The 13,020-nt window shown below is 64.4% G+C and carries 9 protein-coding genes; 8 read left to right on the top strand and 1 reads right to left on the bottom strand.

Going from position 1 to position 13,020, the window contains the following annotated elements; all coding sequences use genetic code 11:
• Positions 1-78 precede the first annotated feature (78 nt).
• The 8 genes from atzF (at position 79) to urtE (ending at position 12,168) form a co-directional block, all read left to right on the top strand.
• Positions 79-1,905 (top strand): allophanate hydrolase, encoded by a 1,827-nt coding sequence (gene atzF, locus T5B8_RS17025; protein ID WP_353180564.1) that lies wholly within the window; start codon positions 79-81, stop codon positions 1,903-1,905.
• On the top strand, positions 1,898-5,530 hold the full coding sequence (gene uca / locus T5B8_RS17020) for an urea carboxylase (protein ID WP_353180563.1): 3,633 nt from the start codon (positions 1,898-1,900) through the stop codon (positions 5,528-5,530). The genes atzF and uca overlap by 8 nt, the downstream gene beginning before the upstream one ends.
• The gene (locus T5B8_RS17015) at positions 5,530-6,339 is read left to right on the top strand and encodes a GntR family transcriptional regulator (protein WP_502950809.1); all 810 of its coding nucleotides are present in this window, start codon (positions 5,530-5,532) and stop codon (positions 6,337-6,339) included. Before uca ends, T5B8_RS17015 begins: the two co-directional genes overlap by 1 nt.
• Positions 6,317-7,627: an urea ABC transporter substrate-binding protein gene (urtA, locus tag T5B8_RS17010; protein WP_353180562.1), complete on the top strand. Its 1,311-nt coding sequence runs from the start codon at positions 6,317-6,319 to the stop codon at positions 7,625-7,627. The genes T5B8_RS17015 and urtA overlap by 23 nt, the downstream gene beginning before the upstream one ends.
• A gap of 75 nt (positions 7,628-7,702) precedes the next feature.
• On the top strand, positions 7,703-9,475 hold the full coding sequence (urtB, locus tag T5B8_RS17005; protein WP_353180561.1) for an urea ABC transporter permease subunit UrtB: 1,773 nt from the start codon (positions 7,703-7,705) through the stop codon (positions 9,473-9,475).
• Between the two features lie 53 nt (positions 9,476-9,528).
• Positions 9,529-10,617 carry an urea ABC transporter permease subunit UrtC gene (gene urtC / locus T5B8_RS17000; protein WP_502950810.1) on the top strand — a complete coding sequence of 363 codons (1,089 nt, stop codon included), beginning with the start codon at positions 9,529-9,531 and terminating at the stop codon, positions 10,615-10,617.
• A complete protein-coding gene (gene urtD / locus T5B8_RS16995; protein ID WP_353180559.1) occupies positions 10,614-11,447 on the top strand; it encodes an urea ABC transporter ATP-binding protein UrtD in 834 nt (277 codons plus the stop codon). The genes urtC and urtD overlap by 4 nt, the downstream gene beginning before the upstream one ends.
• Positions 11,440-12,168 (top strand): urea ABC transporter ATP-binding subunit UrtE, encoded by a 729-nt coding sequence (gene urtE, locus T5B8_RS16990; RefSeq protein ID WP_353180558.1) that lies wholly within the window; start codon positions 11,440-11,442, stop codon positions 12,166-12,168. The genes urtD and urtE overlap by 8 nt, the downstream gene beginning before the upstream one ends.
• 251 nt (positions 12,169-12,419) lie before the next feature.
• On the opposite strand, the gene T5B8_RS16985 is transcribed toward urtE, so the two are convergent.
• Positions 12,420-12,950 carry a PadR family transcriptional regulator gene (locus T5B8_RS16985; RefSeq protein ID WP_353180557.1) on the bottom strand — a complete coding sequence of 177 codons (531 nt, stop codon included), beginning with the start codon at positions 12,948-12,950 and terminating at the stop codon, positions 12,420-12,422.
• Positions 12,951-13,020 lie beyond the last annotated feature (70 nt).

The following is a 13,020-nucleotide window of genomic DNA, read 5'->3' as shown; positions in this document are numbered from 1 at the left end:
GACAGCGATAGATAAGCGTTGCAAGACGCTGGCACAGGCGTTGCATAACCGTTGTATACATCCCTGTATGCAGCGCACATGACGATTTCCACCCTGGCCGATTGGCATAGCCGTTACGCAGACGGCGTACAGACGCCCCGCACGGCGCTTCATTCGCTCCACGGCGAGCTCACGAACGACGATCCTGCGTGGATTCATATCATCACGGGCCCCGAGCTGGATGCCCAGCTGGACGCGCTGGAGACGTTGCTGGACAACGCCGGCGGCGATCGCTCGGCCTTGCCGCTTTATGGCGTGCCCTTCGCGGTGAAGGACAATATCGATGTCGCCGGCCTGCCGACCACGGCCGCCTGCCCCGACTACGCCTATACGCCCACGCGTTCGGCAACCGCGGTCGAAAGGCTGCAGGCGGCGGGCGCGATTCTGCTGGGCAAGACCAATCTCGACCAGTTCGCCACCGGCCTGGTGGGCACGCGCTCGCCCTACGGCGCGGTGCCCAACGCGTTTGATCCGACCTATATCAGCGGCGGCTCGAGCTCCGGCTCGGCGTCGGTAGTCGCACGCGGGCGGGTGGCGTTCGCACTGGGTACCGATACCGCCGGCTCCGGCCGCGTGCCGGCCGGGTTCAACAATCTGGTGGGCGTCAAAGCCACCTGCGGGGCGATCAGTACCCGCGGCGTGGTGCCGGCCTGTCGATCGCTGGATTGCGTATCGATCTTCGCGCTGGATATGGCCGATGCCGAGTACCTACGCACGGTATTGACCGCCTTCGATACCGAGGACGCCTATTCGCGCAACCAACCTGTGCAGGCGCCGGCCGACCTCGCGAATAGCGCCACACCACGGCTGGGTATTCCCGCCGAACCCGAGTTTTATGGCGACGAGGCCGCGCGCCAGGCATTCGAGGCCAGTGTGACGCAATGGCAGGCGGCGGGCGCCGAGATCGTGGCTCTCGATTTCACACCTTTCCAGGAAGCCGCCGCGCTGCTCTATCAGGGCCCCTGGGTCGCCGAACGCTATGCCGCGGTCGGCGCCTTCATCGACGAACATCCCGACGCAGCGGACCCGGTGGTCGCCGACATCATTGCCGGCGGTAGCAAACCCAGCGCGGTCGATGCCTTTCGTGCCCAGTACGCGCTGGCCGCGCTCAAGCGCCAGGCCGATGCGCTCATCGAAAATGTCGATGCCCTACTGGTTCCGACCGCGCCAAGCATCTATCGCCAGGACGAAATCGCGGCCGAGCCGGTGGCGCTCAACAGTCGGCTGGGCACCTACACGAATTTCGTAAACCTGCTCAATTACTGTGCGTTGGCACTGCCGGGCGGTTTTCGTCGCGACGGCCTGCCGGCCGGCATCACGCTGATCGCCCCGGCCTGGCATGACGCCCGTCTGGCCGCACTGGGCGCGCGTTGGCAGAACCACCAGCCGTGGCCGCTGGGCACCGGCGAACGCCTGGCCTCGCAACTGGCCACGCCCGCCAGCGCCGACCCGGCGCCTCAGATGATTCGGGTGGCCGTGGTCGGTGCGCACCTGCGCGGCATGCCCTTGAACTGGCAACTCACCGAGCGCGACGCGGTGTTCGTGGAACAGACCGAAACCGCGCCGGAATACCGCCTGCTGGCGCTGGCCGGCACTACCCCGCCCAAGCCCGGGCTCATCCGAGGCGCCCACGGCGCGTCGATTCAGGTCGAGCTCTGGGACGTGCCGATCGAAGCGTTTGGCTCGTTCGTTGCACTCATACCCGCACCGCTGGGTATCGGCACGTTGCAGCTGGCCGATGGCCGCGAAGTGAAAGGTTTCATCTGTGAAGGCTGGGCCGCCGAGAGCGCGCACGACGTCACCGCGTTCGGCGGCTGGCGTGCCTACATCGCAGACCAGAACGCAAAGGCGAACGATCATGGCTGAACTGGATACCGTACTCATCGCCAACCGCGGCGAAATCGCGGTGCGTATCGCACGCACGCTCGAAAAGATCGGCGTGACGAGTGTGGCCATCTATTCCGATTCCGATCGCGACAGCGGCCATGTAAGTGCCGCCGATCAGGCCATCGCCCTGGGCGGCGAAAGCGCGGCCGACAGCTACCTCAACGTCGACGCCGTGCTGGCCGCCGCCCGCGAGGCCGGTGCCCAGGCGATCATCCCCGGCTACGGGTTTCTATCGGAAAACGCCGATTTCGCCCGTGCCTGCGAAGACGCCGGCATCGCCTTTGTCGGGCCCACGCCGGAGCAGATCGAACAGTTCGGCCTCAAGCACACCGCGCGCGAGCTGGCCGAAGCCGCAGGCGTGCCGCTGGCCCCCGGCACGGGCCTGCTCGACAGTCTGGACGCCGCCAAATCCGCGGCCACCGATCTGGGCTATCCGGTCATGCTCAAGTCCACGGCCGGCGGCGGCGGCATCGGGCTATCGCGCTGCAACGACGAAGCCGAGCTGGAAGCCGCCTTCGAAAAAGTCGCCCGTCTGGGGCAGAACTATTTCTCCGATAGCGGCGTGTTTCTGGAGCGGTTCATCGAATCCGCCCGGCATGTGGAAATCCAGATCTTCGGCGACGGCGCCGGCACGGTGGTCGCACTCGGCGAGCGCGACTGTTCCCTGCAGCGGCGCAACCAGAAAGTGGTGGAAGAAACCCCGGCACCGCATCTACCGGCCGCCACCCGCGAGGCCATGATGGCGGCCGCCGTGAGCCTGGGCGAGTCGGTGAACTATCGCTCGGCGGGCACGGTGGAATTCATTTACGACGGCGCGCGCGACGAATTCTATTTCCTGGAGGTCAACACCCGCCTGCAGGTCGAGCACCCGATTACCGAAGCGGTCACCGGCGTGGATCTGGTGGAATGGATGATCCGCAGTGCCGCCGGCAACCTGCGTAATCTGGCCACGTTCGAAGCCGACCCGCAGGGCTGTGCCATCGAGGTGCGCATCTATGCCGAGCAGCCGGCACGGGATTTCGCGCCCTCGCCCGGCACGCTCACCGAGGTGGTATTCGACGAGCACGCCCGGGTGGATACCTGGGTGGCCGCTGGCACCGAGGTGTCGTCGCATTTCGACCCGATGATCGCCAAGCTCATCGTGCACGGCAATACCCGCGACGAAGCCCTGGCCCGGCTGGCCAATGCCCTGGATGCCACGCGCCTGTCCGGTATTGCCACCAACCTCGAGTATCTGCGCCAGATCGTAGCCGACGACAAATTCTCGGCCGGCGAAGTCTCGACCGCCTTTCTGGCCGACTTCGACTACGCCCCGCCAGGCGTCGAGATCGTCAAACCCGGCACCTATACGAGCATTCAGGACTACCCGGGGCGCACCGGCTACTGGCATATCGGCGTGCCGCCGTCCGGGCCGATGGATGACTATGCCTTCCGGCTGGCCAACGCGATCGTGGGCAATCACGCGTCGGCCGCCGGTATCGAGTGCACCATTCTCGGGCCGGAGATCCTGTTTCATCGCGCCGCCACCATCGCCCTGACCGGCGCGCGCACCCCCGCCACGCTCGACGGCGAAGCGATCGATTTCTGGACGCCGGTTGATGTAGCGCCCGGCCAGACGCTGGTCGTGGGCAAGGCCGAATCCGGCTGTCGCAGCTATCTGGCGATTCGGGGCGGTATCGACGTACCGGACTATCTGGGCAGCAAATCCACCTTCGCGCTGGGCCAGTTCGGCGGCCATGCCGGCCGGCCGCTGCGCGCCACCGATATGCTCGCCATTTGCGACGCATCCCGTCCCAACAACCCCACGCCCGCGCCGATTCGCGAACCGGCCGCCGCGCCGGGCGAACTCGTGCCGGACTATGCCAACCACTGGGAAATCGGCGTGCTCTACGGCCCGCACGGCGCGCCCGATTTCTTTACCGAAGAATCGATCGAACAGTTTCTGGCCACGGATTGGGAAGTCCACTACAACTCCAACCGGCTAGGCATTCGCCTGAATGGCCCCAAGCCGACCTTCGCCCGTGAAAACGGCGGCGAAGCCGGCCTGCACCCGTCCAATATTCACGACACGGAATACGCGGTCGGCGCGATCAATTTCACCGGCGACATGCCGGTGATTCTCACCCGCGACGGACCGAGCCTGGGCGGTTTCGTATGCCCGGTGACCATCGCCGCCGCCGAATTGTGGAAAGTCGGCCAGGTCGCGCCGGGCGATACGATCCGCTTCGTACAGCTGGGCTTCGACGAGGCCATCGCTCGCCAGCGCGAACAAGACGCGGCCTGCAACGAACTGGCCGTGCCCGACACGCGCGATGCATTGCCCATTCCGCAACCCGCCGAGACGGTCTCGCCCTGCGTGCTCGCCGAGCGCGCGGGCGAAGGTAGCCGCCCGGCGGTGGCGTATCGCCAGGCCGGCGATAGCTACATCCTGATCGAATACGGGCCGAACGTGCTCGACCTGCGTTTTCGCCTGCGGGTGTATCTGCTCATGCAGGCGCTGGAGAAAAACCCCGTCGAGGGCATTCTGGAACTCTCGCCCGGGGTCCGTTCGCTGCAGGTCAACTACGACGGCCAGCGTATTCATCAGGATGCATTGATCGAGGCATTGCTGGCGATCGAGGCCGAACTGCCCGAGGTGGACGACCTCAAGCTGCCCACCCGCGTGCTGCACCTACCGCTGGCCTTCGAGGACAGCGCCACACTGGATGCGGTGTCCCGCTATCGCCAGTCGGTGCGCGATACCGCGCCCTGGCTGCCCAACAACGTGGACTTCATCCAGCGGATCAACGGGCTGGAAACACGCGAGGCAGTGCAGGAGACCATCCTCTCGGCCAGCTATATGGTGCTGGGCCTGGGCGACGTCTATCTGGGCGCGCCCTGTGCGGTGCCGGTCGATCCGCGCCACCGGCTGGTCACCTCCAAATACAACCCGGCCCGCACTTATACCGCCGAGGGCACGGTCGGCATTGGCGGCGTGTACATGTGCATTTACGGCATGGATTCGCCGGGCGGTTATCAGCTGGTCGGGCGCACGCTGCCGATCTGGAACAAGTTCGGCCATAACGAACAGTTCACCCCAGGCGAACCGTGGCTGCTGCGCTTTTTCGACCAGGTGCGCTATTACCCGGTCGACGAAGACACGCTCACCGACATGCGCGCGGCCTTTCGGGCCGGCCGGCTGCATGCCGAAATCACCGAGGAAGTCTTCGATTTCGCCGAATACCAGCGCTTTCTCGACGACAACGCCGAGGACATCGCCGCCTTTCGCGAACGCCAGAACGCGGCCTTCGCCAAGGAAGTCGAACACTGGCAGGCCCAGGCCGATGCCGAACCGGAAGAAAAAGCCGGCCCGGCCGCAGCACCAATCGATGACGATATCGACGGCGAAGCGGTCACGGCCGATGTGTCCGGCAATGTCTGGAAACTGCAGGTCGAACAGGGCGCGACAGTCGCCGCCGGCGACACGCTGGTGATCGTCGAGGCGATGAAGATGGAATTCAGCGTCGAAGCGCCCTGCGACGGCACGGTCAAGGCGCTGCGCTGCGAACAGGGCACGCTGGTTTCGGCCGGCGATGTACTGCTCGTCATCGAACCGAGCGAATAGTGAGCCTGCCCCGCACACCGGCCGTACCCACTGCCAACACGCGCCGCGGCCGGCGCGTGAACCTGGCCGATCGCGTGTATGCACAGCTCAAGGCCGATCTGTTCGATTTCACCCTCATGCCGGGCGATCGGCTGTCGGAAAACGAGATTGCCGAACGCACGCAGGCCAGCCGCACGCCGGTACGCGAAGCCCTGTTTCGCCTGCAACGCGATGGCTATGTCGATGTGCTGGACAAAGGCGGCTGGCACGTCAAACCGCTGGATTTCCATGCGTTCGACGAGCTCTACGACGTGCGCATCACGCTTGAGTGCGCGGCCGTGAAACGTCTGTGCGCGCTGGCCGAACGTCCGCCCGCGCTGGCCGGGCTGGACCGTACCTGGCAGATCGACAGCCAGGCCCGCGAAACCGACAGCACCACGCTCTGGCAACTCGACGAACAGTTTCACGCCACGCTGGTCGCTGCGGCGGGCAATGGCGAAATGGCGCGTATTCATCGCGATGTGACCGAACGCATTCGTATCGTACGGCGGCTGGATTTCGTCAAACCCGATCGCGTGGCCGCGACCTATGACGAACACGCCGCGATTCTGCGCCGCCTCGCCAACCGTCAGGCCGAGCCCGCGCAAGCACTGCTCACGACCCATATCAAGGCCAGCCGCGACGCGGTTCGCCAGATCACCCTGCACGGGCTCTACGAGGCCCGCGACACCATGCAGCGAAGCGCCGCCGACGGCGCCTCGCCCCATCGCGCATCTGCCACCACTGTAAATCCAGGGGGAACCCACGATGAAAACGAAAACACTGCATAAACTCGGCACACGCGTGCTCGCGCCCGCGCTGCTGGCGCTGGGCGTATCCACCGGCGCCCAGGCCGCCGATACGCAATGCCCGATCAAGGTCGGCGTACTGCATTCGCTGTCGGGCACGATGGCCATCAGCGAGTCCACCCTCAAGGACACCGCGCTGATGCTCATCAAGCAGCAGAACGAAAACGGCGGCCTGCTGGGCTGTCAGCTCGAGCCGGTGGTCGTCGACCCGGCCTCGAACTGGCCGCTGTTCGCGGAAAAAGCCCGCCAGCTGCTCGCCCAGGACAAGGTCGATGTGGTGTTCGGCACCTGGACATCGGTGTCGCGCAAGTCGGTATTGCCGGTATTCGAGGAATTGAACGGCCTGCTGTTCTATCCGGTGCAGTACGAAGGCGAGGAATCCTCACGCAACATCATCTATACGGGGGCCGCGCCCAATCAGCAGGCGATCCCGGCGGTGAATTATCTGATGAACGAGGTCGGCGTCGAGCGCTGGGTACTGCTGGGCACCGACTATGTCTACCCGCGGACCACCAACAAGATCCTCAAGCAGTATCTGATGGATCAGGGCGTGGCCGAGTCCGACATCATGATCAACTACACGCCGTTCGGACACTCCGACTGGCAGAGCATCGTCGCGCGGGTGAAAGCCTTCGGTTCGGTCGGCAAGAAGACCGCCGTGGTATCGACCATCAACGGCGATGCCAACGTGCCCTTCTACAAGGAACTGGCCAACCAGCAGATTTCGGCCGCCGATATCCCGGTGGTCGCCTTTTCGGTGGGCGAACAGGAACTGTCGGGTATCAGCACCGCACCGCTGGTCGGCCATCTGGCGGCCTGGAACTATTTCGAGAGCATCGATACACCGGCCAACGAACAGTTCATCAAGCACTGGCATGAGTACACCGGCGACGCCAAGCGCGTGACCAACGACCCGATGGAGGCCACCTATATCGGCTTCAACCTGTGGGTGAAGGCGGTCAAGAAAGCCGGTACCACGGATGTGGATACGGTCATCGATACCCTGCCCGGCCTCGAAGTCGACAACCTCACCGGTGGCACGGCCGAGGTGCTGCCCAACCACCACATCACCAAGCCGGTCTATATCGGCGAGATCACCGACGACGGCCAGTTCTCGGTGGTATGGGAAACCGACAAGGAAGTGCCCGGCGATGCCTGGTCCGACTATCTGCCCGACAGCGCCAAGCTCAAGGCCGACTGGGTCGAGCTGGACTGCGGCCACTACAACACCGAAACCAAGTCCTGCACGGGACAGAGTTCGGCGCAGTAGGTAGTCGACGCGCTTCGACCACGACGCACCGGGCCGCAACGGCCCGGTGCTTTCGCCCCACCGAACGAATCCGCCATGGACACGACCCGAACATACCGCGCAACACGCCGGCTCGGCGCGACGCTGCTCGTGCTGGCGTTTGCGAGCAGTCTGGCGATCGCCCAGCCAGCCACAAGCGACGACACGGCGCCCGCGGATACGCCCGCGCTGTCGCAGCCGTCGTCGCCCACCCTCGCGGGCGATACCGCGACACAAGACACCGCCGCCGACAACGACGACAGCGAAACGCCCGGCTTCGACTATGCCGGCACCATCGCTGCGCTCGCCGAGGCCAACTATCCGCAAAAACGGCGGATCGTGCGTGCACTGGCCAGCCATCCGCAGGCGCATACCGACGAACTGCTGGCGGCCTTCGCCGACAATCGGCTGGTTGTGCGTGAATCCGACGGCAAGGTTTTCGTCGCCGAAGACAACGGCGATACCTACGCCCTGCGCGACCCGGTCACCTTCGCCAGCGCCGGCAGCGCGCCGGCAGGCGATTTCGACCCGGTGCGCACCAATATCGGCCTGCGCCAGAACATCGGCGTGGCGCGTGCCCAGCTCGAGCTCGATGCCGACGATGCCGACACGCGCCTGGCCGCGGTCGAAACGATGTCGGCCAATCTCGACGACAACGCCGCCGATGCGATGCGTGCGCATCGCCCGAGCGAAACGGACGAACGCGTACAAACCGCCATCGACCGCGCGCTGGCGATCAACGATCTGAATACCGGCGACAACGCCGCCAAGCTGGCCGCGATCGAACGCCTGGCCGGCGACAACAGCCAGATGGTCTACAACCGTCTGAAGAACATGCTCATCCTAATCCCCGAGGACAGCCCCGATGCCGACCAGGCGCGTCTGCGCGCGGCGGCGGCCGCCCAGGTCGAACGCATCGACTGGTGGCGCAACGTCTACGACTATCTGGAAACCCTGTTCTTCGGCCTGAGTCTGGGCTCGATTCTGGTGCTGGCCGGTATCGGTCTGGCGATCACCTTCGGCGTGATGGGCGTGATCAACATGGCCCACGGCGAGCTGATCATGCTCGGCGCCTATACCGCGTTCGTCATGCAGCAGCTGTTGCCTGGCCATATCGGTCTGGCGCTCGTGCTCGCCGTGCCGGCGGCGTTTGTCGTCTCCGGCCTGGTGGGCATTCTCATCGAGCGCTCGATCGTGCAATGGCTGTATGGCCGACCGCTGGAAACGCTGCTGGCCACCTTCGGCGTGAGCCTGTTCCTGCAACAGCTGGTACGGAGCGTGTTCACCCCGCTCAACCGCAGTGTCGCCGCGCCAGAATGGATGAGCGGGCTGATCCGCTTCAACGATCTGTTCGCGCTCACCGCCAATCGCCTGGTGATCTTCGGCTTTGCGATGGTCGTGTTCGCCGCGCTGATTCTGGTCATGCACAAGACCTCGCTGGGGCTCAAGGTGCGCGCGGTGTCGCAGAACCGGGACATGGCCCGGGCCATGGGCATTCGTACCCAGCGTGTGGATGCGCTGACCTTCGGGCTGGGCTCGGGCGTGGCCGGCATCGCCGGCGTGGCCTTGAGCCAGCTCACCAACGTCGGGCCCAACCTCGGCCAGAGCTACATCATCGACTCGTTCATGGTCGTGGTCTTCGGCGGCGTGGGCAATCTCTGGGGCACGCTCGTATCCGGGCTGTCGCTGGGCGTGCTCACCAAGTTCATCGAACCGCAGGCCGGCGCCGTGCTGGCCAAGATTCTCGTGCTCATCTTCCTGATTCTGTTCATTCAGCGGCGACCGCGCGGGCTGTTCCCGCAGAAAGGCCGCACGGCGGAGGGCTCCTGATGCCGCGTTCGACCCGACTTTCCAAAGCGAACCACGGCCCGGTGCTGGTGCGCATGCTCGGCGATACCGGCAGTCTCGTGTTCGTGGTCGCCCTCATTGCCCTGATCGTGGCCGTGCCGCTGTGCAATCTCGTGATCAGCCCGGCCAGCGCGCTGCATGTATCCGACTTCACCGTCGCCCTGGTCGGCAAGTATCTGACCTATGCGCTACTCGCGGTCGCGCTCGATCTGATCTGGGGCTATTGCGGCATTCTCAGCCTCGGCCATACGGCGTTTTTCGGCCTCGGCGGCTATGCGATGGGCATGTATCTAATGCGCCAGATCGGCGATCGCGGCGTCTACGGCAACCCGGTGCTGCCGGACTTCATGGTGTTTCTCAACTGGGACACCCTGCCCTGGTACTGGCATGGCATGGATATCTTCGCCGTGGCCATGACCATGGTGCTGTTCGTGCCCGGCCTGCTGGCGCTGGTGTTCGGCTGGCTGGCGTTTCGCTCGCGGGTCACCGGCGTGTATTTCGCCATCATCACCCAGGCCATGACCTATGCCCTGATGCTGGCGTTCTTTCGCAACGAAATGGGCTTTGGCGGCAACAACGGCCTGACCGATTTCAAGGATATCCTCGGCTACGATCTGTCATCCGACGGCACCCGCGTAGGCCTGTTCGTGGCTTCCGGCATCGGCCTGCTCGCGGGTTTCTTGCTTGCGCGCTTCATCGTGACTTCGCGCGCCGGGCGCGTGCTCGAAGCCATACGTGATGCCGAAAGCCGTACCCGCTTCACCGGCTATCGCGTGGAGCTTTACAAGGTATGGATCTTTACCATTTCCGCCATGCTTGCGGGCGTGGCGGGCGCGCTGTACGTGCCCCAGGTCGGCATCATCAATCCGAGCGAGTTTTCGCCCATCGCTTCCATCGAAGCCGTGGTCTGGGTCGCCGTAGGCGGGCGCGGCACGCTTTACGGGGCAGCGCTCGGCGCGGGCGTGGTGAATTTCGCCAAGACCTGGCTGACCGGCGCGTTTCCCGATATCTGGCCCTATGCACTGGGCGCGCTGTTCGTGGCCGTCACCCTGTTTCTGCCCAAGGGGATCGTCGGTCTGGTTTCACAGCTGCGGCAACTGGTGTTGCGCAAGGACGCGTCATGAAAAAACCGGCCCTGCTGGAAAGCTTTTCCGATCGCTCGCGGGTATTCGATTTCGTCAACCGGCCTGCCGTCGGCGCCAAACCCGACGTACGCCACGGCACCATCCTCTATGTCGAGGACATCACCGTGAGCTTCGACGGCTTCAAGGCGCTGGACGCGCTCACGCTGTATATCAACGCGGGCGAACTGCGTTGCATCATCGGGCCCAACGGCGCCGGCAAGACCACGATGATGGACGTGATTACCGGCAAGACCCGCCCCGACGCCGGGCGGGCCTGGTTCGGCCAGAATATCGACCTGCTCAGCCTCGACGAACCGCGCGTGGCGCAGGCCGGCATCGGGCGCAAGTTCCAGAAGCCCACGGTGTTCGAAAACCATACCGTGCACGAAAACCTGGAGCTGGCCATGGCCGGCGCACGCGGTGTGTGGCCGGTGCTGTTCGCCAAACTCAGCGGCGAACAGGCCGCGCATATCGACGAAACCCTGGAACTCATCGGCCTGGACGAACGCCGCCACACGCTCGCCGGCGCCTTGTCGCATGGCCAGAAACAATGGCTGGAAATCGGCATGCTGCTCATGCAGGAGCCCGAGCTATTGCTGGTCGACGAACCCGTGGCGGGCATGACGCCCCAGGAAGTCGAACGCACCGCCGAACTGCTCGTACGACTGGCCGGCAAGCGCTCGGTCGTGGTGGTCGAACACGATATGGAATTCGTGCGCTCCATCGCCAAGACGGTGACCGTGCTGCACGAAGGCCGCGTGCTTGCCGAGGGCTCGATGGATGCCATTCAGAACGACCCGAAGGTCGTGGAGGTGTATCTCGGTGAGTAATGCCGCACGCAAGACCGAAACCGCACCGAGCCTGACGATACGCGGGCTCGACCAGTATTACGGTGGCAGCCATATCCTCTGGGATGTGGATCTCGACGTTACCCCCAGTGCGATCAGCTGCCTGATGGGCCGCAACGGCATGGGCAAGACCACCCTGCTCAAGACCATCATGGGGCTGGTGCCCGCCAGTGGTGAGATCCGCTTCGGCGACGTGAACCTGCTCGATCTGGCCGCCGACAAACGCGCGGGCCTGGGGATCGGCTATGTGCCGCAGGGGCGCGAGATATTCGGCCAGCTCTCGGTCGCCGAAAATTTGGAACTGGGCCTGTATGTACGCCGCGATCGCTCACGCGCCGCGCTCGATCGCGTATTCGAACTGTTTCCCGTGCTCAAGGACATGCGCAGTCGGCGTGGCGGCGATCTCTCCGGCGGCCAGCAGCAACAGCTGGCCATCGCGCGGGCGCTGGTGTTCGACCCCACGCTGTTGATTCTCGATGAACCCTGCGAAGGCATCCAGCCCAATATCGTCGCCCAGATCGGCGACACGCTGGAAAAACTCAATCGCGAGGATGGCCTCACCGTGCTGCTCGTCGAACAGAAACTCCCGTTCGCCCGACGCGTGGCCGACGAGTTCCGCATTCTCGACAACGGCCGGCTCGTCGCCCAGGGCGACATCGACGCGCTCACCGACGATATCGTCAACAAGCACCTGAGTGTGTGACATATCGGCATTGCCTGGCGGGCGTACCCTGGCTTGGATCTTAGCCGCGTAGGTTGGCTTAGGCCGCAGGCCGTAAGCCAACATGGGATTGGCTCGGTGGCAGTGCGAGGCACGTCGCCAGGTTGGGTCGCCGGGCTGCGTTCTTTGTTAGATTACGCTGCGCTAATCTAACCTACGGTCTACGGCCGCGAGGCTTTGCTTAAGCGCTGTCGATGGGTTTGGGGCGGAGGCCGAGACGGCCGGCGCCGGCTTCACGCCAGAACGGCCCGTACCTCGTCTGCCCAGGCCAACCAACTTTCGGTATTCAGAATGCCGCGCCGAAGCGCCAGATACTGCAAGCGATAGCGGTGGGACAAGGTGTCTGGATCAGCAAAGTAACGTGCTTCGATCGCACGGTACGTTGCCAGCTGCTCGCGCCAGGTCTGGCGATGTGTATCCAGTTCCGCGCACAGGCGCGGCGATGATACGAGATCGCCGGCAAACAACTTCACCAGTAACGGATCGCGGGTCGCCGGCCGCGCAGCTATCTGTTCCACCCACGCACCCAGCGCTTCGATGCCGGCGGCGGTAATCGCATACCGCTTGCGGTCGGGCTTGCCCGCCTGCGACTCGACCGTCACCGAAAGCAACCCTTCTTTTTCGAGCCGCGCCAGTTCGCGATAAACCTGCTGATGATTGGCCGACCACACATGCGCCAGGCCTTCGTTGAAGCGCCGGGTCAACGCATAACCCGTGCTGGGTGTTTCGTCGATCGCGGCCAGGAGCGCGTAACGCAGGCTCATGAGATACCTTTTCGGGCCGTGGAATCTATGCAGTTTATATGCAACTTGTTTTATATGCGAACCGGCGTCA

The sequence above is a fragment of the Salinisphaera sp. T5B8 genome, assembly GCF_040361255.1.
In the GTDB taxonomy this organism is placed as follows: Bacteria; Pseudomonadota; Gammaproteobacteria; order Nevskiales; family Salinisphaeraceae; genus Salinisphaera.
This window is presented reverse-complemented; position numbering and strand designations above follow the sequence as displayed.